The organism is Burkholderia sp. BCC1999 (assembly GCF_905339975.1).
GTDB lineage: Bacteria > Pseudomonadota > Gammaproteobacteria > Burkholderiales > Burkholderiaceae > Burkholderia.
In genome coordinates this window covers 295,249-315,624 of sequence record NZ_CAJPHP010000009.1, presented here as the reverse complement: position 1 = coordinate 315,624, position 20,376 = coordinate 295,249, and the positions used below count along the sequence as shown (strand labels likewise).

21 protein-coding genes and 1 pseudogene are annotated in these 20,376 nt (G+C 63.9%); 14 read left to right on the top strand and 8 right to left on the bottom strand.

The features are described from left to right. Window positions 1-57 precede the first annotated feature (57 nt). Window positions 58-264, top strand: a complete 207-nt coding sequence (locus U5809_RS15895; RefSeq protein ID WP_322087208.1) for a hypothetical protein — start codon at window positions 58-60, stop codon at window positions 262-264. Window positions 265-301: 37 nt separating this feature from the next. On the opposite strand, the gene U5809_RS15890 is transcribed toward U5809_RS15895, so the two are convergent. After that, window positions 302-1,600, bottom strand: coding sequence for a dicarboxylate/amino acid:cation symporter (locus U5809_RS15890; RefSeq protein ID WP_282508102.1), 1,299 nt, complete (start codon window positions 1,598-1,600; stop codon window positions 302-304). 593 nt (window positions 1,601-2,193) lie between these two features. On the opposite strand from U5809_RS15890, the gene U5809_RS15885 reads away from it, so the two are divergent. From U5809_RS15885 to U5809_RS15875, 3 genes are read left to right on the top strand one after another with little or no spacing between them, the layout of a single operon-like run. Further along, complete coding sequence (locus U5809_RS15885) at window positions 2,194-3,339, top strand: glycosyltransferase (protein WP_322087214.1); 1,146 nt, start codon at window positions 2,194-2,196, stop codon at window positions 3,337-3,339. A 5-nt stretch (window positions 3,340-3,344) separates the two neighbouring features. Continuing rightward, on the top strand, window positions 3,345-3,905 hold the full coding sequence (locus U5809_RS15880) for a hypothetical protein (protein WP_322087213.1): 561 nt from the start codon (window positions 3,345-3,347) through the stop codon (window positions 3,903-3,905). Between the two features lie 24 nt (window positions 3,906-3,929). Next, window positions 3,930-4,664 (top strand): polysaccharide deacetylase family protein, encoded by a 735-nt coding sequence (locus U5809_RS15875; protein WP_322087207.1) that lies wholly within the window; start codon window positions 3,930-3,932, stop codon window positions 4,662-4,664. A 103-nt stretch (window positions 4,665-4,767) separates the two neighbouring features. Here the strand turns inward: U5809_RS15875 and thrS are convergent, their stop codons facing one another. Further along, the gene (thrS, locus tag U5809_RS15870; protein WP_322087206.1) at window positions 4,768-5,988 is read right to left on the bottom strand and encodes a threonine--tRNA ligase; all 1,221 of its coding nucleotides are present in this window, start codon (window positions 5,986-5,988) and stop codon (window positions 4,768-4,770) included. A gap of 279 nt (window positions 5,989-6,267) precedes the next feature. Then, window positions 6,268-6,390: pseudogene (locus tag U5809_RS15865) on the bottom strand (SDR family oxidoreductase); the annotation flags it as partial. Window positions 6,391-6,674: 284 nt separating this feature from the next. Here U5809_RS15865 and frmR point away from each other — a divergent pair. The 7 genes from frmR to U5809_RS15830 all read left to right on the top strand — a co-directional run bounded on the left by frmR (window position 6,675) and on the right by U5809_RS15830 (window position 13,202). After that, complete coding sequence (gene frmR, locus U5809_RS15860; protein WP_282508105.1) at window positions 6,675-6,950, top strand: formaldehyde-responsive transcriptional repressor FrmR; 276 nt, start codon at window positions 6,675-6,677, stop codon at window positions 6,948-6,950. A 57-nt stretch (window positions 6,951-7,007) separates the two neighbouring features. Beyond that, window positions 7,008-8,117, top strand: a complete 1,110-nt coding sequence (locus U5809_RS15855) for an S-(hydroxymethyl)glutathione dehydrogenase/class III alcohol dehydrogenase (RefSeq protein ID WP_322087205.1) — start codon at window positions 7,008-7,010, stop codon at window positions 8,115-8,117. A 60-nt stretch (window positions 8,118-8,177) separates the two neighbouring features. Then, window positions 8,178-8,642 (top strand): glutathione-dependent formaldehyde-activating protein, encoded by a 465-nt coding sequence (locus U5809_RS15850; protein WP_322087204.1) that lies wholly within the window; start codon window positions 8,178-8,180, stop codon window positions 8,640-8,642. A gap of 212 nt (window positions 8,643-8,854) precedes the next feature. Next, window positions 8,855-9,685 (top strand): S-formylglutathione hydrolase, encoded by an 831-nt coding sequence (gene fghA / locus U5809_RS15845; protein WP_322087203.1) that lies wholly within the window; start codon window positions 8,855-8,857, stop codon window positions 9,683-9,685. 137 nt (window positions 9,686-9,822) lie between these two features. After that, window positions 9,823-9,969 (top strand): hypothetical protein, encoded by a 147-nt coding sequence (locus U5809_RS15840; protein ID WP_415877949.1) that lies wholly within the window; start codon window positions 9,823-9,825, stop codon window positions 9,967-9,969. Between the two features lie 62 nt (window positions 9,970-10,031). Next, window positions 10,032-12,722, top strand: a complete 2,691-nt coding sequence (locus U5809_RS15835; protein ID WP_322087202.1) for an excinuclease ABC subunit UvrA — start codon at window positions 10,032-10,034, stop codon at window positions 12,720-12,722. A 39-nt stretch (window positions 12,723-12,761) separates the two neighbouring features. Continuing rightward, complete coding sequence (locus U5809_RS15830) at window positions 12,762-13,202, top strand: DUF488 domain-containing protein (RefSeq protein WP_322087201.1); 441 nt, start codon at window positions 12,762-12,764, stop codon at window positions 13,200-13,202. A 157-nt stretch (window positions 13,203-13,359) separates the two neighbouring features. Here the strand turns inward: U5809_RS15830 and U5809_RS15825 are convergent, their stop codons facing one another. Then, a complete protein-coding gene (locus U5809_RS15825; protein ID WP_322087200.1) occupies window positions 13,360-13,746 on the bottom strand; it encodes a VOC family protein in 387 nt (128 codons plus the stop codon). Window positions 13,747-13,988: 242 nt separating this feature from the next. Between U5809_RS15825 and U5809_RS15820 the strand changes: the two genes are divergently transcribed. The 3 genes from U5809_RS15820 (at window position 13,989) to U5809_RS15810 (ending at window position 16,248) form a co-directional block, all read left to right on the top strand. Beyond that, window positions 13,989-15,053: a GlxA family transcriptional regulator gene (locus U5809_RS15820; protein WP_322087199.1), complete on the top strand. Its 1,065-nt coding sequence runs from the start codon at window positions 13,989-13,991 to the stop codon at window positions 15,051-15,053. A gap of 220 nt (window positions 15,054-15,273) precedes the next feature. Beyond that, entirely contained in the window at window positions 15,274-15,891 is a 618-nt protein-coding gene (locus tag U5809_RS15815; RefSeq protein ID WP_322087198.1) for a LysE family translocator, read from the top strand. 108 nt (window positions 15,892-15,999) lie between these two features. Continuing rightward, complete coding sequence (locus tag U5809_RS15810; protein WP_322087197.1) at window positions 16,000-16,248, top strand: hypothetical protein; 249 nt, start codon at window positions 16,000-16,002, stop codon at window positions 16,246-16,248. A 57-nt stretch (window positions 16,249-16,305) separates the two neighbouring features. Here the strand turns inward: U5809_RS15810 and U5809_RS15805 are convergent, their stop codons facing one another. The 4 genes from U5809_RS15805 to U5809_RS15790 all read right to left on the bottom strand — a co-directional run bounded on the left by U5809_RS15805 (window position 16,306) and on the right by U5809_RS15790 (window position 20,369). Then, window positions 16,306-17,664: an MFS transporter gene (locus U5809_RS15805; protein ID WP_322087196.1), complete on the bottom strand. Its 1,359-nt coding sequence runs from the start codon at window positions 17,662-17,664 to the stop codon at window positions 16,306-16,308. Between the two features lie 149 nt (window positions 17,665-17,813). Continuing rightward, a complete protein-coding gene (pcaC, locus tag U5809_RS15800) occupies window positions 17,814-18,200 on the bottom strand; it encodes a 4-carboxymuconolactone decarboxylase (RefSeq protein WP_006480129.1) in 387 nt (128 codons plus the stop codon). Window positions 18,201-18,210: 10 nt separating this feature from the next. After that, the gene (gene pcaD, locus U5809_RS15795) at window positions 18,211-18,996 is read right to left on the bottom strand and encodes a 3-oxoadipate enol-lactonase (RefSeq protein ID WP_322087195.1); all 786 of its coding nucleotides are present in this window, start codon (window positions 18,994-18,996) and stop codon (window positions 18,211-18,213) included. A 14-nt stretch (window positions 18,997-19,010) separates the two neighbouring features. Further along, complete coding sequence (locus U5809_RS15790) at window positions 19,011-20,369, bottom strand: 3-carboxy-cis,cis-muconate cycloisomerase (RefSeq protein ID WP_322087194.1); 1,359 nt, start codon at window positions 20,367-20,369, stop codon at window positions 19,011-19,013. Between the last annotated feature and the right edge of the window lie 7 nt (window positions 20,370-20,376).

Below are 20,376 nucleotides of genomic sequence, written 5' to 3'. Positions count from 1 at the left end.
AAATTGCGGGTCGCTCGCGCTTGCGGCAAGCGCCACCATGCGATTGCGCGACAGTGAATGTTCACTTACGCGCTGGCGCGGGAATGGCGGGAATCAGGCATTCGCCTGCGGGAATATCACCGCTGGTCCAGCGATGACGGATTGAAACGGCAAACATTTTTACCAGCGAATCGGAAAAAGCCGCCGAATGCGGTGCAAAGGCACCGCACAAAACAAATCGCCGGCCTGGATCCGTATCGAATCCAGGCCGGCGATCGTCATTGACTACGGGGCAGGCAACGCGTCACCGCGTTGCCGTGCGTCATGCCGAGGTCTCCCGCACTTTCACCTCGGCCACGCGCCCGCCGTCCGAATCGTTGTCATCGCGCGGATCGTCGAGTTGCCCTTCCCACTTCGCGACCACCGCAGCCGCGATCGAGTTGCCGACCGCGTTGGTGGCCGAGCGCCCCATGTCGAGGAACATGTCGACACCCATGATGAGCAGCAACCCGGCTTCAGGCATGTTGAACTGGTTGAGCGTTGCCGCGATCACGACCAGCGACGCACGCGGTACGCCGGCCATCCCCTTCGACGTCACCATCAGCATCAGCAGCATCGTGATCTGCGTGCCCAGCGGCAGATGGATGCCGTACACCTGCGCGATGAACAGCACCGCGAACGTGCAGTACATCATCGAGCCGTCGAGGTTGAACGAATAGCCGATCGGCAGCACGAAGCTCGAGATCTTGCGGTTCACGCCGAAGCGGTCCAGCGCGTCCAGCAGCTTCGGATACGCGGCCTCGGAGCTCGCCGTCGCGAACGACAGCAGGAACGGCTCGCGAATCAGCCGGATCAGCGTGAACGCACGCTTGCCCAGGAACGTCACGCCAGCGAGCGTCAGCACGCCCCACAGCAGCGCGAGCGCCAGATAGAAGCTCGCCATGAACTTCGCAAACGTCAGCAGGATGCCGAGCCCTTCGGTCGTGATCGTCGACGCGAGCGCCGCGAACACCGCGATCGGCGCAAACCACATCACCGCGCCCGTCACCTTCAGCATCACCTGCGCGAGATCCTCGATCACGCCGGTCAGGCGCTTGCCCGCATCGCCGAGCGCCGACAGCGCGGTGCCGAAGAAGATCGAGAACACCACGATCTGCAGGATTTCGTTGTTCGCCATCGCCTCGGCGATCGACTTCGGCACCAGGTGGACCACGAAGTCCTTCAGCGTGAAGGCGCCCGTCTTCAGGTTGAGGGCCGCATCGGCAGGCGGCAGCGGCAGGCTCAGGTGGCTGCCCGGCTGCAGGATCGTCGCGGTCAGCAGACCCAGCAGCAGCGACGTGAACGACGCAATGAAGAACCAGCCGAACGCCTTGACGCCCACGCGGCCCACCGCGCCGCCGTCGCCCATCTGCGCAATGCCGACGGTCAGCGTCGCGAATACCAGCGGCGCGATGATCATCTTGATCAATCGCAGGAATACATCAGACAGCAACGACACGTAACCGGCGACTTCCTTCGCCATCTTCGGGTCGGGAAACGCGCTATGACACGCGTAACCCACGGCGATACCCAGCATCATCGCCACGACGATGTACTTGGTAATGTTGTGCTTCTTCTTCATTAGTAATCCAAATCACAAAACGTATGTTGCTAACGGCTGGCAAATCATTCGCGTCCGGCTGCGAATCGGAACCTGGGTCGCCACGCGTGCGACAAGTCCGCGCTGGCGCTCACCAGGGCGGACAAGGGGGGGCATTCTAACGCAAATGGCGCATCGGCTTTCAAATCTGAAAGCGCGGCCCGTTGATCTGTGTCCGGATGTCGCCGGGAAGACAGGTTTTGTCGCGATCCAGCGCGATCCTGACCGGGACCGACCGGCGTGCAGCAGCCTGGCCGAGGGTGCGAAATGGGCCGGCACCGCCACGGCAAACGGGTTTCGCGAGTACACGCGCATCAGCGAGCCGCCCGCGCGGGGCGCCGACACGGTCAAGCGATCGCGACACACTCTCACAAAGATGCGCAGACCTCGACACTACGATACGTAAACGATATGTAATATTTGGAAATGATTCGCGTTGACGCCACGCCCGAGCGTCGACGCGCGATCGCGGGCCGGCAACGCGGCATCGTGTTCGAGTCATTGCTCCCGACGGGTTGAGCCATTCATTCCTAAGTAGTCCTCTGGATGGATGATCGAGGAAAAGCGACATCGTGATGAACATTCTGTACACCAACTTCCACGGCGACTACGGCGGCGGCCAGGATACCTACGTACGCGATCTCGCCGCCGCGATGAGCCGGCATCACCGCGTGACCGTCGCGTCTCCGGAGGGAAGCCGCCTGTCGCGCCTGTTGAAGGACAGCCCCGACGTGGCCATCTTCGACATGGAATTCAAGCCGCGCTGGAACCGGCTGTGCCAGGAAATCGTCCGGCTGCGCCGGCGAATCGCCGCCGAGCGCTTCGACGTCATCCATGTGAACGGGTCCGCCGACCACCGGCAGGTGATGCTCGCGCTGCTCGGGTGCCGGTACCGGCCCGCGGTCGTGCTCACCAAGCACAACACGTATCGCGCCGACAGCTTCGGCAACCTGCTGCGCGCACGGCTCGCCACCGACCACACCATCGCGGTCAGCGACTACGTCGCGAGCATGCTCGCGCTGCGCTCCCCGTACGGAGACGTGACGGTCGTGAAGCACGGCGTGCGCCGGTCGGCCGCCGAACGACTGGCCATCGACGAGATCCGCCGCCGCAAGATCGCGCTGTTCGGGCCGTCCGGCGCGGACGCGATCGTGCTGGGCAGCAGCGCCGGCACCGCGCCGGAGAAAGGCTGGATGGACCTGATCGCGGCACTGGGCGGCCTGCCCGAGGGCGAGCGCGAGCGGTTTCGTGTGCTGCTGGTCGGCGCGGAGCCGTCCCGCGAGCAGCGCGAACAGATCGCGCGGCACGGCATGGCGTCGCGCACCGCGTTCACCGGGCGCCTCGACGACGTACGGGCGCCGTTCTCGATCATCGACGTGTCGTTCGTGCTGTCGTACCACGAAAGCCTGTCGTACGCGTGCCGCGAAGCGATGTCGCTCGGCTGCCCCGCGATCGTCACGCGCGTGGGAGGACTGCCGGAAAACGTCGAGCCGGGCGTGGACGGCTGGGTCGTCCCGCCGCGCGAGCCCGAGGCGATCGAAGCCATCCTGCGCGCGATCGCGCGCGAACCCGGCTGCGTTCGCTCGATGGGACGCAGCGCGCGGCTGAAGGGCAGGCGCGAGTTCTCGTTCGATACGTTCGTCGACGCGACGTTGTCCGTCTATCAGAAATCGATTCGACACAACCCCTACCGTTGGGTGACATCCATGAGGTCCGTTTGATGGCGATGAATATCTGGAAGAAGTACTGGGACTTGCGGACGCAGGAATGTCCGTGCGACGTGCACTTCGTCGAATGGCTGGAGTCCGTCCGTCTCAGGGGCGTGCGCATCTATCACTTCGGCACCGGCGGGCATCACCATGTCGGCGTGGAATGCGCGCGGCCGCACCTGAACAACACCGTCTTCGGCGTGACGGCGTCGCCGAAGGAATACAAGTCGTATGTCGATCTCGTCACGCGGCAACCGGAAGTCAGCAAGACCTACCTCGCGTACTTCGGCGACATCTATACGAGCAATTCGGGCTTGCTGCCGGCGTTCGACGTCGTCACGCTTTTCCATCTGTGCGAGTTCCGCGACGAGTCGAACAGCCGCTATGGCGCGAAGACCGACGACGAGGTGCTCGACCTGTTCGCACGCCATACCGCAGCCAACGGCCATCTGCTGTTCTACAAGGGCTCGTCGGCATACCGGAAGGCCGAGCCGATCATCGCGCAGTGGGCGGCGAATGCCGATTTCGTCGAAGTCGGCGACTTCAAGACCCTGCGGATCTTCCGCAAGGCTGCGTAACCCCGCGTTTCTTCCCGTCCGCCGATGTTTACGTCCGCTCCGCGCCATCCGATCCTGATGTATCACCAGGTACGCCCGTTGCCGCCGCCGACCGACCGGCTGCGCAGCCTGAGCGTCGCACCCGATGCGTTCCGCCGCCAGATGTCGCTGTTCAAGCGGCTCGGCTACCGCGGGCTGAGCGTGCGCGAACTGCAGCCGTATCTGCGCGGCGAGCGCAGCGGGAAGGTCTTCGGCATCTCGTTCGACGACGGTTTTCTCAACGTGCTGGCCCATGCGATGCCGGTGCTGGACGAGCTCGGGTTCACCGCGACCTGCTATTTCGTCGCCGGCCGCTTCGGCGGCGAGAACGACTGGGATGCAGAAGCCGACACCGCGCGCTCACCGCTGATGACCTACGAGGACATGCTCGTGTGGCGCGATCACGGCCATGAAATCGGCTCGCATACGCTCGATCACGTCGCGCTGTCGCAGGTGCCCGGGTACGAGTCGGATCATCAGGTGAGCGAGTCGAAGCGGCGGCTCGAGGCACTGGGCGGCCAGCGCGTCGAATCGTTCTGCTATCCGTACGGCGACCTGGATGCACGCGTGCGCGACCAGGTCGCCGACGCCGGTTACGACAATGCGACGACGACCCGGCGCGGGTGCGCCGCCGCGGCCGACGATCCGTTCTTGCTGCCGCGGATTCCGGTCGCGGGCGGTGTCGGGGCCGTTCGGCTGTGGTTCAAATGCATGAAGGCGCGGGTTCGGGCACGCGGGTAGAACAGCGCCGTCGCCGGCCCGTGCATCGATACACGGGCCGTTCACCACGACGGCGTTCGGCCCGTCCATGCACGACCTTCACACGGACGAGCCTGCCGCCAGGTCAACCCGGCGAGCGAAACACGCGCGTCGCGGAAGGCGAACGCGCATGCTGCTTCAGGTACGCGAGCGCATCGTCGATCGACAGCACGTGCTGCTCCCCGCTCCTCATCCGCAACGACACCTCGCCGGCCAGTGCTTCCTTCCGTCCGGCCACCGCGACGATCGGCGCGGCCAGTTCCCGCGCGTCGAAAATCTTGCGCGGCAAGCGCTCGGCACGAAAGTCCCGCAGCACCCGGCAGCCGATCTCCTCGAACGCGAACGCCGTGTTATCGGCGAATGCACGGTCGTCCTCTCCGATGTTCGCGACGACGATCTGATCGGGCGCCAGCCACGTCGGCAACCAGCCCTCATAATGCTCGAGCAGGATGCCGATGAACCGTTCGAGGCTCCCGAGTACCGCGTGATGCAGCATGACGGGCGTCGCGCGTGCGCCGTCCTCCGCGACATAGCTCGCGCCGAGCCGTTCCGGCAACACGAAGTCGAGCTGGATCGTCCCGCACTGCCACTTCCGCCCCTGGCGGTCGAGCAGATGAAACTCGAGCTTGGGGCCATAGAATGCCCCTTCTCCCGCCAGCATCGCGAAATCCAGGCCCGCCGCTCGCGCAGCCGACGCAAGCATCGCTTCCGCACGATCCCAGACCGCATCGTCGCCCGCGCGAACCGCCGGCCTCGTCGACAGCGCCACGTCGAATCCGTCGAACCCGAAGTCGGCATAGATCGTCTTCAGCAGCACGCAGAATCGCGCCACTTCGACCTCGACCTGATCGGGCAGGCACAGCACGTGCGCATCGTCCTGCGTGAATGCACGGGCACGCATGAGCCCGTGCAGCGCGCCCGACGGCTCGGCGCGGTGCACTGCCCCGAATTCCGCGTAGCGGACCGGCAGGTCGCGATACGAGCGAACACCCTTCCTGAAAAGCTGCACATGGCACGGGCAGCTCATCGGCTTGAGGCAGTACGGGTTGCTGTCGCTCTCGAGCGAGAACATGTTTTTCCCGAACTTCTCCCAATGGCCGCTCTGTTCCCACAGCCCGCGCGACACAATCTGAGGTGTCCTGACTTCGGCGAAGCCAGCTTGCCGCATCCTGGCGCGAATGTATTCCTCGACGACCCGGTAAAGGGCCATGCCGCGCGGGTGCCAGAAAATGGCGCCCGGACTTTCATCCTGCTGGTGAAACAGATCGAGTCTGCTGCCAAGCACTCGATGGTCGAACTCGTCCATCACGTTCTCCGTTGACGTCGATGCTGGACGAACGGAGCATGAAAAAAGCCCCGTCCGTTTCCGGCGGGGCTCCTGGGGATGATGTGACGCACTGGCCTACGACGTGCAACCTCCCCCCGGCCCGCCCTTGGCGGTCGTGGTGGTGGTCGTGGTGGTCGTGACGAAACGTGCGTTCATGGGGTGAATCTAGTCAACCTCGTGCCGGCTGTCAATCACGAGTTCGAATCGCGATCGCACCGGTTCGCAACGATGCGACCCCGCGCCGCTACGCAATCGCCCTTACACCGACAAGCCGCCTGACACTTCGATCGCGGTGCCGTTGACGAAACTGGCTTCGTCCGACGCGAGGAATGCATAGACGCTCGCAGTTTCGCCCGGCGTGCCGAGGCGCCGTTGCCAGCACCCCAGTCGGTTCTGAATTCCCCCGGCTTCAACTGCAAGCCGATGCCGACGGGGGCGTCACGATGTGCAGCCACGGGCAACCGGAGGCGAGCGTCGCGAAGATCCCCGCCTCGTCCGGACGGAGGCCAGCGACCAGACGGATTGCTCCAGAGAAGGGATACTCCGGGGCAGTTTCTGTACAATCCCGGGGTGCAGCACGCTGCAGGTGTAAATTTCACCCGGCCGCACACTTTTATACTGTACCTGAGTATAGTATATTCCCATCTACCGACAGGAAAGAGGCCATGCCTTACAGTCCCAAAGAAAAGAAGCAAGCGCTCACCCGGGTTCGCCGTATTCGCGGGCAAGCGATCGCTCTTGAGCAGGCGCTTGAAGAGAACGCCGAATGCGCTGCGATTCTTCAGCAGCTTGCGGCCGTCCGGGGTGCGGTCAACGGTTTGATGGCAGCCGTGCTGGAAAGCTATCTGCGAGAAGAATTTCCGGAGAGTGAAACCGCGACCGACTCACAGAGAAAGTCCATCGAGGAAACCATCTCTATCGTTCGGTCCTACCTCCGATAACCGGTGCCAGGGCGGCGCCAGGTTTCGGATATCTAACTTGGTTGAGGAAGCGAAATCATGAAATCACGTGCAGCTGTTGCCTTCGGGCCTGGAAAGCCGCTGGAAATCGTCGAGATTGACGTCGAGCCGCCGCGTAAGGGCGAGGTTCTTGTGAAAATCACGCACACCGGTGTTTGCCATACCGATGCGTTCACGTTGTCGGGTGACGATCCGGAAGGCGTGTTCCCGGCCGTCCTCGGTCACGAGGGTGCAGGCGTCGTCGTTGAAGTCGGCGAAGGCGTCACCAGCGTGAAGCCCGGCGATCACGTCATTCCGCTCTACACCGCGGAATGTGGCGAGTGCCTGTTCTGCAAGTCGGGCAAAACCAACCTTTGCGTGGCGGTTCGTGCGACGCAGGGCAAGGGACTCATGCCGGACGGCACGACGCGCTTCTCGTACAACGGGCAGCCGCTGTTCCACTACATGGGCTGTTCGACGTTCAGCGAATACACCGTGGTCGCGGAAGTCTCGCTCGCCAAGATCAACCCGCAAGCCAATCCCGAGCACGTCTGTCTGCTTGGCTGCGGCGTTACCACCGGCATCGGCGCGGTTCACAACACCGCCAAGGTTCAACCCGGCGACTCGGTGGCCATCTTCGGTCTCGGCGGTATCGGTCTGGCCGCCGTTCAGGGTGCGCGACAGGCCAAGGCCGGTCGCATCATCGCCATCGATACCAACCCGGAAAAATTCACGCTGGCTCGCGTGTTCGGCGCAACCGACTGCCTGAACCCGAACGACTACGAGAAGCCGATCCAGGAAGTCCTCGTCGAGATGACCGGCTGGGGTGTCGACCACACCTTCGAGTGTATCGGCAACGTCAACGTCATGCGCGCTGCGCTCGAATCGGCTCACCGTGGCTGGGGCCAGTCGATCGTGATCGGCGTCGCGGGTGCCGGCAAGGAAATCTCGACCCGTCCGTTCCAGCTGGTTACCGGCCGGGTCTGGAAAGGCTCGGCATTCGGTGGCGTAAAGGGACGCACCCAGCTGCCGGGCATGGTGGAAGACGCAATGAAAGGCGAAATCGATCTCGCCCCGTTCGTCACGCACACCATGGGCCTCGACAAGATCAACGACGCATTTGACCTGATGCACGAAGGCAAGTCGATTCGTACGGTCATTCACTATTGATGCCGGCCTGACTGCGCGGCACTGCACCGTGCAGTCTTTCACTGCCCAAGGAGAGCTATTGTGAGTGCAATCTCTATCCCTCCGTCAGTGAACAACGGAACGCATCACGAACATCCCGGTTTTGCCGGCGGCTTACTCCAGTGCCGCTGTGCCGGCGACAAGGTGAACGTGCTTGCGCCCCCTGAAAAGCTTTACATCGTCGACAAGCAGGCAGCCATTCAACGACATGCCTGCCGGGAATGCGGCGACCATATGTTCGGTCGCATTGAAAACCGGCAGCATGCGTTCTACGGCCTCGACTTCGTTCACACCGAACGCTCTTCCCAAAAGGGCTGGTCGGAGCCGCGCTTTGCCGCCTTCATCTCGTCGGTCATCGAAAGCGGCATCCCGCCTTCGAAGATGGCGGAGATTCGCGACAGGCTGCGCGAACTCGATCTCGAGCCGTACGACTGTCCTTCTCCGGGCCTGATGGACGCACTCGCCATTCACGCGGCCAAGCAAAAAGGCACCTACCGCGAAGCCTGACCGCTTTCGAACCATGTAGACACGAGGTCATCGTGAATGAGCCAATCCCAGCCAGTACGGCCCAACACCCCTCGTCGTCCTCGCGATCTGGTTGACCGTACATCGAATCAAGAACGCCCATAGCGACACGAAACACCGAAACGCATTCGACTGACTGGCTGTCACCTGGAAACGTCACAGCCACGCCATCTGCTCAAATTTGGAGAGAACCCATGGAACGCGTTGAACATCACGCCAGCTTCGACGGCTGGCAGGACGTCTATCAACACCATTCCGAAACGCTCGACTGCACGATGAGGTTCGGCGTATACCTGCCCCCACAAGCGGCTCACGGCAAGCTACCGGTCCTCTACTGGCTGTCCGGCCTCACCTGCACGGAACAGAACTTCATGACCAAGGCCGCGGCTCAACGTTACGCGGCCGAACATGGCGTCATCGTCGTCGCGCCGGACACGAGCCCGCGTGGCGAGGGTGTCGCTGACGACGCTGCGTACGATCTCGGCCAGGGCGCAGGTTTCTATGTCAACGCGACGCAATCCCCGTGGGCCGCACATTATCGGATGTACGACTACGTCGTCCACGAGCTGCCCGCGCTGATCGAAGCCAGCTTGCCCGCCACGGATGCGAGAAGCATCAGCGGTCATTCGATGGGCGGGCACGGCGCCCTGGTCATTGCGCTGCGCAACCCGGGCCGCTATCGAAGCGTGTCGGCGTTCTCGCCCATCGTCGCACCATCGCGGGTTCCCTGGGGGCAGAAGGCTTTCCTCGCCTATCTCGGAGATGACCAGGAAGCCTGGAAGCAATACGACACCGTCGAACTCGTCCGTACCGCACCGGAACGTTTGCCGTTGTTGGTCGATCAGGGCCTTGACGACGAGTTTCGCGAAAAGCAGCTCCGGCCGGAGCTGCTTCGCGAGGCTTGCGAGGCCGTCGATCACCCGCTTCAGCTCAACCTGCGGCCGGGTCATGACCACAGCTATTACTTCATCGCCAGCTACATCGGCGAGCACATTGCACACCATGCGTCTGCGCTGAAGCGCTGAGCGAGAGGAGAGCAAATCGTGTTCAAGGCCGCCGGCAAACGACATCACGTCGTGATCGTGGGTGCCGGCTTCGGTGAACTCGACGTCGTCAACGGCCCGGCCAATGCCGAAGTCGACATCACGAACGCTACGCTTACTTGGCCGGCCAAATCTATTTCCCGGATGGCGTCGCACGACAGCACTGGTATCAGCCGGCCAATCAAGGGGCCGAAATCAAGATCGGGGAAAAGCTCGACGGGTTGCGCTCGCTCGACACGGCGGCGGACGGCACCGCGAAGCCTTGATCGGTCTGTATATTGAATTCGCGCGAGTCCGGCACCAACACGAACTGCAGGAGAGGAACACCATGTCAAACGATTCGTCCGGCAAACGATCCCGTCCCTCCACGGAGGGTTTCGTGGATGTGCGCGGTGCGCGAGAACACAATCTGAAGGATGTGGACGTCATCATCCCGCGCGATGCGCTGGTGGTATTTTCCGGCGTTTCCGGTTCCGGCAAATCCTCCCTTGCGTTCGGTACGATCTATGCCGAGGCACAGCGGCGCTATTTCGAGTCCGTTGCCCCTTATGCGCGGCGTCTGATCGACCAGGTGGGCGTCCCGGATGTGGATGCCATCGACGGTCTGCCGCCGGCGGTGGCGCTGCAACAGCAACGCGGGGCCAGCAACGCGCGCTCTTCGGTAGGAAGCCTGACGACCTTGTCCAGTCTGGTGCGCATGATGTACTCGCGTGCCGGTGCGTATCCGGCCAACCAGCCGATGCTCTACGCCGAGGACTTCTCGCCGAACACGCCGCAAGGCGCATGCGCGAGCTGCCACGGTCTCGGTCGCGTGTACGAAGTCACCGAAGCGACGATGGTACCGGACCCGTCATTGACCATACGCGAACGGGCGATCGCCGCCTGGCCGCCGGCCTGGCACGGGCAGAACCTGCGTGACATCCTCGTCACCCTCGGCTACGACGTCGACCGACCGTGGCGCGATCTACCGAAGAAAGACCGGGACTGGATTCTGTTCACCGAAGAGGCACCGACGGTACCGGTCTACGCGGGCCTGACACCCGCTGAAACCCGCGCGGCCCTCAAGCGCAAGCTCGAGCCGAGCTACATGGGCACCTTCACCGGAGCACGGCGCTACGTCCTGCATACCTTCGCCAATACCCAGAGCGCGCTGATGCGAAAGCGCGTGTCGCGCTTCATGGAGGGCAAGCTGTGCCCCGCTTGCCACGGCAAGCGACTCAAGGCCGAGGCACTCTCGGTGACCTTCGCCGGCGTGGACATCGGCGAATTCATGCAAATGCCGCTGGACCGCTTGGCGTCGCTGCTCGAGCCGATCGCCCAGGGCAATTTCGGAGCACACACCGCCGGAGCGGGTACGGACCGGGAGGCAACCGAGCGCGATCGCAAAGAACGCGCCGCGTCGGGTCGCGCGACGCATACGGTAACGCCAGACGTGCGCCGCACGTCCGCACTGTCGGAGGAAAAGCGCCTCGCCGCGCAACGACTGGCTCAAGGGGTGGTTGCACGATTGCGCCAATTGCGGGAACTGGGCCTGGGCTACCTCACGCTCGACCGTGCCACGCCCACGCTATCGGCCGGCGAACTGCAGCGGTTGCGATTGGCCACGCAGCTGAGTTCGATGCTGTTCGGCGTCGTGTACGTCCTCGATGAACCTTCCGCGGGCCTGCACCCTTCCGACAGCCAGGCCCTGTACGACGCGCTCGACAGGCTACGCGACGCCGGCAATTCGGTATTCGTGGTCGAACATGACCTCGACCTGATGCGCCGCGCGCAATGGCTCGTGGACGTCGGACCGGAGGCCGGAGAACGGGGCGGCAGGGTGCTCTATAGCGGGGCGCCGGACGGCCTGCGCGCGATCGACGAATCACGCACCGCGCGCTATCTGTTCGACGAGATTCCTGCTGCGCCGAGTCACGAGCGCGAACCTGCCGGATGGCTCGAGATGCGGGGAATTCATCGCCACAACCTGCATGGCGTGGACGCACGCATTCCTTTGGGCGTTTTGACGGCGGTCACGGGTATCTCGGGCTCCGGCAAATCCAGCCTGGTCGCCCAGGCGCTGCCCGAGCTGGTGCTCCTGCATCTGGGTCACGAACCCGAAGACGACGCGGACGAAAGCACCAGCGATGGTCCGGCCGTGATCGACGCCACCGCCGGCCACCTGACGGGAGATCTGGACGCGGTTCAACGTCTGGTTCAGGTGGACCAAAAACCGATCGGGCGCACGCCGCGCTCGAACCTGGCGACCTATACGGGGCTGTTCGACCACGTGCGCAAGCTTTTCTCCGCCACGCCCGATGCGCGCCGCCGCCGGTTCGACGCCGGCCGGTTTTCCTTCAACGTGCCCAAGGGACGCTGCGAAACCTGCGAAGGCGAAGGATTCGTCAGCGTGGAACTGCTGTTCATGCCCAGCGTGTACGCACCTTGCCCGACATGCCACGGCGCACGATACAACGAGGCGACACTCAAGGTGCTCTGGAACGGCCGCAACATTGCCGAGGTGCTGCAGATGACCGTGGACGAGGCGCGGGATTTCTTCGCCGACGAAGACGCGGTGGCCCGCCCGCTGCAACTGTTGCGGGAGATCGGGCTCGGTTATCTGCGCCTGGGGCAGCCGGCGACGGAACTCTCCGGAGGCGAAGCGCAGCGCATCAAGCTCGCGACGGAATTGCAACGCAGCCAGCGCGGACGCAATCTCTATGTGCTCGACGAGCCGACGACGGGACTCCATGCGTCGGACGCCGATCGACTGCTGGTGCAACTGCAGCGCCTCGTCGATGCCGGCAACTCGGTCGTGATCGTCGAGCACGATATGCGTGCGGTCGCACAGGCCGACTGGGTCATCGATGTCGGCCCAGGTGCGGGTGATGAAGGCGGGCGCGTCGTCGTAGCGGGAACGCCTCGGCAAGTCGCTCAAGCGCCAGGCAGTCGCACAGCGCGTTTTCTTGCCGAGGAACTGGCGCGAGCCGGCTCGGGCCTGACCGAACATCGTCGCAAGCAGCGACGCACGCAGGCTTGACCGACGATACTCACATGAAAGCGCCACTGCGAGAACGGCATGGAAACTTCGACGATTGGATTCACGAACAAGTCGGCCGAAAAATTCTTCAAGCTTTTGCGTGACGCAGAGGTCAAGACGCTATTGGATGTGCGACTCAACAACGTCTCTCAATTGTCGGGATTCGCCAAAAAGGCCGACCTGAAGTACTTTCTTTCACAGCTCATCGCGGCAGAGTTCGTCGAACTCCGAGACTTGGCTCCAGAAAAAGATATGCTCAGGCAATATCAAAGAAAGGAGATTGGCTGGGAAAGTTATGCCACGAAATATATCGAATGGCTGGCGAAACGTCAGGTGGAAAACAATCTCGACATCGCGCTATTTGATCGTGGATGTTTATTGTGCAGCGAAAATAGACCCCACCACTGTCACCGAAGACTGGCGGTAGAGTATTTGAATGCTCGCTGGAACAACAGGCTGAATGTCACGCATCTCTATTGAGCGCGATGGTCATCGACCGGCCTCGTATCATCAACCCGGTTCGGCCCGCACCGGACTGCGCGCGTGGCCTGAAGACGCGTGTCTTCAGGCCAGGCCGTGACACGACAACAACCCGTTCAGCCGAATCCGCATGCCACGACAACCGGGTACCTCGGATTTACGCCGGCGTGAAGCTGTAAACAGCCAGCTTGTTGCCGTCGGGATCGCGCGTATAGGCGGCAAAGGCATGCGGAGCCCAGCCACGCGGGCCAACTGCACCTTCATCGGGGCGGCCCAGGGACAGAGCGGCATCGTGGAATGCCTGGACGGCCAAACGAGTCGAGGCTTCAAAGCTCACGGTTACGCCGTTGCCGATGGTGGCGGGTTGCCCATTGGCAGGCTTCAGAACGAAGAACGAAGGCTTGCCGGCACCCCAGATCGAACCAGCGTCACCGGGCAGGTCTGCAATGCGGGACCAGCCGAGCGTTGCGAGGACCTTGTCATAAAAGGCACGTGCTTCCGGCAGGTTGTTGGTACCAACCGTAACGTGGGTGAATGTGGTCATAATTCGATTCCTCAACGAAAGTGAAAAAACAGACGATCCTGTCGATCTGGGTCATGCGCTCATGGGTCACGGAATCTGCACCCGGAATTCCAAGTCACATGCTTGTGGAATTAATGGCAATCAAATGCGCCTACAAATGCGCTTGCGTTGCACCAATTCACATCCAGCAAAATCAATTCTATTGAGACGCTCCGGATGATTCTGGCCAAGATCCAACCTTCAAATCGCATGGAGTCTGAATAATGTTTCCCTTCGGGCATGACGAGCAGGCGAAGGTCCAGTTTCCATCCGTGGATTCGCACAGGTCTGCAGGTCCGGCGTCGACCCATCCGGTGCATCTCGTGATCTACCCGGGATTCAAATTGATGGAGGCCGTGGGCCCGGTAAGCGTCTTTAGCTACGCGAACCGGCATCTTGCCGCTCAGGGGGATACGAGGCGGTACGCAATCAACCTGGTGGCGCCGACGCCGGGCGCCATTTCTTCAGACACGCTGATCTCGCTCGACGTGAGCGCAGGCTTGCCCGAGGGCGAAGCACTCTCCACGGTACTGATTGCAGGCGCGCTGGACATCGAGTCGGCGGTCGCTCGCGAGACCGCCCTTGTGGACTGGGTCCGCAGACGATCGATCGCCGCCAAGCGCTTCGCAGCGCTTTGCTCCGGAAGCTTCTTTCTTGCCACCGCCGGTGTGTTGAGTGGCCGACGTGCCGCGACTCACTGGAGCGTCGCCACACTACTGCAGCAGCGGTTTCCGTCAGTCGAAGTCGACGCTGACGCGATCTTCATTCAGGAAGACAACATCTGGACATCCGCTGGCGTCACGGCAGCGATCGACCTTACGCTGGCTTTTGTCGAACAAGATTTCGGACGCAACCTCGCGCTGGCGGTCGCCCGTGATTTGGTCATCTATCTGAAGCGCCCCGGCGGCCAGTCGCAGTTCAGCGACGTGTTGAACAGCCAGATGACCGCGGCGCCGGAGATCCGGGACGTTCAAACCTGGGTCAGTTCGAATCTGAGCAAGCCGTTGCAGCTTGAAGACATGGCCGAGAAGGCCGGGATGAGCGTTCGCAACTTCACTCGCCTGTTCAAGGAGGAGGTTGGCATGCCGCCGACCCACTATCTCGTTCGAGCACGTTGCGAGCGTGCGGCAACCCTGTTGCTGGACCGTGACCTGCCGCTGAAAACGATCGCTTCCCGCGTAGGGTTTCCAACAGAGGAACAAATGCGCAAGGTATTCGTCCGGCATTTTTCTCTGACACCACGCGCTTATCGAGCGCGCTTTTCTACTACCAGCCTGAAGACTTCGTGAAGTCGAAGCCAGCCGCCGATTTGTCGTCTTTTAGTCAAAGACAACCTATTGAGACTGCGGACATCTTTTCCGAGAACCAACAAACATCGAGCCAGCCAAGCCCAACTCCCCTCCCTCCGTACCGGCATTCGTCAAACCAACTGTACCGGTACTGTACAGAAAACCGTCGCTAAACTGACCTCCATCCCAGTCCAGAACAGAACAGAATGGAGAATCCGCGATGGAATTCCTCACCCTCAGCGCGTTGCCCGCCGGCATGCTGTTCGCGCTCGTCACGTCGATCACGCCCGGCCCGAACAACACGATGCTGCTCGCATCCGGCGTCAATTTCGGTTTCCGCCGCACGATGCCGCACCTGTTCGGCATCAGCATCGGCGTCGCGATCCTGATGCTGTGCGTCGGCTTCGGCCTCGGCGAAGCATTCAAGCGCCTGCCGCTGCTGTACACGGTCCTCGAAGCCGCCAGCGTCGCGTACCTGCTGTACCTCGCGTGGCGCATCGGCACGTCGGGCGAAGTGAAGGCGCACGGCGCCAAGCCGCGGCCGATGACGTTCGTCGAAGCCGCCGCGTTCCAGTGGGTCAACCCGAAAGCCTGGATGATGGTGCTGACCGCCGCGACGACGGTCCGCCTGTCGGCCGACTACGGGATGAATGCCGCGTGGATGTCCGTCGTGTTCATCCTGATCGGCTTCCCGTGCATCTGCCTGTGGGCCGCGTTCGGCCTCGGCCTGCGCCGCTTCCTGTCGAATCCCCGCGCGCTGCGCATCTTCAACGTGACGATGGCAGTGTTGCTGATCCTGTCGCTGTATCCGCTCATCGCACACCTTCTGCCGCAGTAAGCGCTCAAAGCGCGCCCGTTGAGATTCACGCGGGGCAGGCGTACCCTTTTGGTACGGGCGCGCGCAACCGCTTCGCCGGTTGCGCCGCTGCTGCCGGGAGACAAGCCGATGAAGCCATTGCTGAGGACGGGCGAACACATCGAGGGGATGCACTGGATCGCCGAGTATCATCCGCTCACGCACGAGATTCGCGTGCTGCGCGAAGACATCGAGATCGGCATCTACTGCGCGCCGCCGACGATGTTCGGCGAAGAGGAAGACATGGGCGCCGCGAACCTCGCCGATCATCGCAGCCGGGAGGCTGCGCTGCGCGCGTATCTGCGCAACTTCGTCAAGGAACACGACACGGAAGAATAGCGGCCCGGACGGTGCCGCTCAAAAAGGGCCGGCGCAACGCACCGGCCCGCACGCCGCTCAATGCCCGAGCGACTCGATCTTGCCTGCCGGCTGCGCGACGCCATGCGGCCGCGCCATCTGCTTGATCAGCAACGCGATGCACGCGAGCACGCCCGCGACGGCGATCGTCGCGAACACGCCCGCGAACGAAAAGTGCCGGCGCGTCAGTTCGGCGACGAGGAACGACCCCGCGATCCCGCCGAAACGACCGACGCCGAGCATCCACGCCACGCCCGTGCCGCGCCCTTCGGTCGGATAGAACGCCGCGGCGAGCGCCGGCATCGACGATTGCGCGGTGTTCATCAGCACGCCGGCCACGAACACGACCAGCACGAGCAGCCCGACGTTGCCGGCCGCCTGCCCGATCGCATACACGCTCACCGCCGTCAGCGCGTAACACACGGCGATCACGCGGTTCCCGTTGAAACGGTCCATCAGCACGCCGCACAGCACGGCGCCCACGCCGCCGAGCGGGAACAGCGCCGAGATCAGCGTCGCGCTCTTCGGCGTCAGCCCCGCATCCTTCAGCAGGATCGGCATCCAGTTGATCGACGCGTAGAAGATCACGAGACCCATGAAGTACGCGAGCCACAGCATCACCGAGCCGACGATGTACGAGCGCGACAGCACGACGCCGAGGCCCTTGCTGCCCGTCTGCGGCGCGGCTTCGGTCAACGCGAACGAACCGGCGTTCAGCGCGTCGCGCGAGATCCGCGCGAGCGTTGCGCGGATCTTGTCGACCTGCTGGCCGCTCGCGACCATGAAGCGCACCGATTCCGGCATCTTCAGCAGCAACAGCACGCCGAGCAGCAGCGGCGTCACGCCGCCGAGCATCAGCACGCTGCGCCAGCCGAAATGCGGAATCATCCACGCGGCCAGGAAACCGCCGAACGCGGCGCCGAGCGGGAAGCCGCAGAACATCAGGTTGATCACGGTCGCGCGGCGCTTGTCCGGGCAGAACTCGCCCATCATCGTGACCGCGTTCGGCATCGCCGCGCCGAGCCCGACGCCCGTGATGAAGCGCAGGATCGTCAGGTGCCCGATCGTATTCGAGAAGGCGGACATCAGGCACGCGACGCCGAACAGGAACACCGAGCCGAGCAGCAACGAACGACGCCCGAGCCGGTCGGACAGCGGGCCCGACACGAGCGCGCCGCACGCGAGGCCGAACAGCGCGGCGCTCAGCACCGGCGCGAGATCGGGCTTGGTCAGGTTCCATTCGCCGAGCAGCGACGGCGCGATGAAGCCGATCGCGGCCGTATCGAAGCCGTCGAGCAGCACGATCACGAAACACATGAGGAACACGAGCCATTGAAAGCCGCCGAACGGCTGCTCGTTGATGAAGGTCTGGACATCGACCACGGGTGCGCGATTCATCGCGAGTCTCCTGGATGGTTATGCAAGAAACGCGGCTTCAGGGCCGCGCTTTTTCCTTTCTTCGCGCACCGATTCACTGCCGGTGCGTTCTTTCATCGTCGACAGCCCGCCAACCTCGGCGGGCCGCGCGATCGGATCACCGCCGGCGCTTAGCCGGCCGCATCCTGTTCCTTGAAGATCTTGTCCGCGAGATGGAACGCGGAATTCGCAGCCGGCACGCCGCAGTAGATCGCGGTCTGCAGCAGCACTTCCTTGATCTCGTCGCGCGTCACGCCGTTGTTGCGCGCGGCGCGCAGGTGCAGCGCCAGTTCCTCGCCGCGGTTCAGCGCGACCATCATCGCGATGGTCAGCAGGCTGCGCGTATGGCGCGGCAGGCCGTCGCGCGTCCAGATCTCGCCCCATGCATAGCGCGTGATCAGGTTCTGGAATTCATCGGTCACCTCGGTGCGGTTCTCGATCGAACGGTCGACGTGCGCGTCGCCGAGCACCGCGCGGCGCACCTTCATCCCTGCTTCGTAACGTTCCTGGTCGTCCATCGCCATTGCCTCACGCGTTCAGGAAATCGAGCAGCGCACGGTTGAAGCCGTCGGTGCACTCGATGTTCGAAATGTGCGCGGCGTCGAATTCGACGTGCAGCGCACCGGGAATCGCGGCAGCCAGCGCGCGGCCCTGGTCGGGCGGCGTCGACATGTCCTTCGCGCCGGTCACGACGAGCACCGGCAGCGCGATGCCCTTCACTTCCTCGCGCAGGTCGGCCGCGTTCAGCGCGTCGCAGTTTGCCGCGTAGCCGTCCTTGTCGGTATGCACGAAGGTGTCGCGGATCGCGTCGAACAGGCGCGGCTCGCGTTCGACGAATGCGTCGGTGAACCAGCGCGGCAGCACGGCGTCGGCCAGCGCGGCCATGCCTTCGGCGCGCGCCTTCTGCGCACGCGGCGCCCACACTTCCGGCGAGCCGATCTTCGCGGCGGTATTCGACAGCACCGCGCGCACGATGCGCGACGGATAACGCGCGGCGAGCGCGGCGCCCGTCAGCCCGCCCATCGAGATCCCGCAGAAATGCGCGCAGTCGATGCCGACGTGGTCGAGCAGGCCGATCACGTCGCCGGCGAGCTGCTCGATCGTGTACGAACCGGCCGGTGCGTCGGAATGGCCGTGGCCGCGCGTGTCGTAGCGCAGGATGTTGAAGTGCTGCGTGAGCGGACGGATCTGCGGCGCCCACATCTGCAGGTCGGCACCGAGCGAGTTCGAGAAGACGAGCCACGGCGCGTCGTCGCGCGCGGCACGGTCGATCCGGTAATGCAGTTTCACGCCGTTGACAGTGGCGAAAGGCATCGAGGTTCTCCTGGTTATTGCGTGCCCGCATGCAGCGCGAGCACGGCGTCGACGTAGGCCTGCGCCTCGCCGACGTAATGAGCGGGATCGAGCAGCCGCGCGAGCGCGTCGCGCGACAGGTGCGCCGACACGGTCGCATCGGCGGCGAGTACGTCGAACAGCGTCGCGCCGGTACGCACGGCTTCCTTCGACGCGTGCTCGACGACGTGATGCGCGTCGAGCCGGCCGATCCGGTCGCCGAGCGCGAGCATCACGGCTTCGCCGAGGATCAGCCCGTGCGTCAGGTCGAGGTTCGCGGCGAGGCGTTCGGTATTGACGTCAAGGCCCGCGACGATCTGGGCAATTTGCGCAAGCGCGCCGCCGGTCAGGCGCGCGAGATCGGGCAGCGCATCCCATTCGGCCTGCCAGCCGCCGAGCGCGCGCTCATGTTCCTGCACCATGCCCGCGAACACGGTCGCGACGAGGTTCGGCGCGCGCACCGCGGCGGTGAGCACCGCCGCGCAACCGACCGGGTTGCGCTTGTGCGGCATCGTCGACGAGCCGCCCTTGCCGGCGGCGGCCGGTTCGCCAAGCTCGCCGACTTCGGTCTGCATCTGCAGCGACACGTCGCGCGCGATCTTGCCGAGCGTACCTGTCAGCATCCCGAAGCAGGATGCGGCTTCCGCGATGCGGTCGCGCTGCGTATGCCACGGCACGGCCGGCGCCGCGAGCTTCAGGTCGGCCGCGAGCGCGGCGGTAACGCCCGCCGCCTGCTCGCGCAGGCTCGCGAGCGTGCCGGCCGCGCCGCCGAACTGCAGCACGAGCGCACGCTCGCGCAATTCGGCGAAACGCGCGCGGTGGCGCAGCAGCGCATCGAGCCATTGGGCGAATTTCAGGCCGAGCGTGATCGGCAGCGCCTGCTGCAGCCACGTGCGGCCGATCATCGGCGTCGCGCGATGCGTGCGCGCGAGCGTCGCGAGCGATGCGCACGCTTCGTCGAGCATCGGCTCGAGCACGTCGAGCGTGTCGCGCAGCTGCAGCACGGTCGCGGTATCGATGATGTCCTGGCTCGTCGCGCCCCAATGCACGAACTTCGCGGCCTCGGGGTCGTCGGCCTTCACCTGCGCGGTGAGCTGCTTGACGAGCGGAATCGCGAGATTGCCGCCGAGCGCCGCACCGTGCGCGAGCGCGTCGGCGTCGAGCCGGCCGGCGTCGCACGCGCGCTCGATCGGCGCGACCGCGGCGGCGGGAATCACCTGCTGCGCGGCAAGCGCACGCGCGAGCGCGGCCTCGACGTCGAGCATCCGCTGGATCGTCGCGCGGGGCGACCAGATCCGGTTGAGCGGCTCGGTGCCGCAGATGAGGGAGGTCAGGCGAGCGCTGTCTTCGAGCATGGCATCA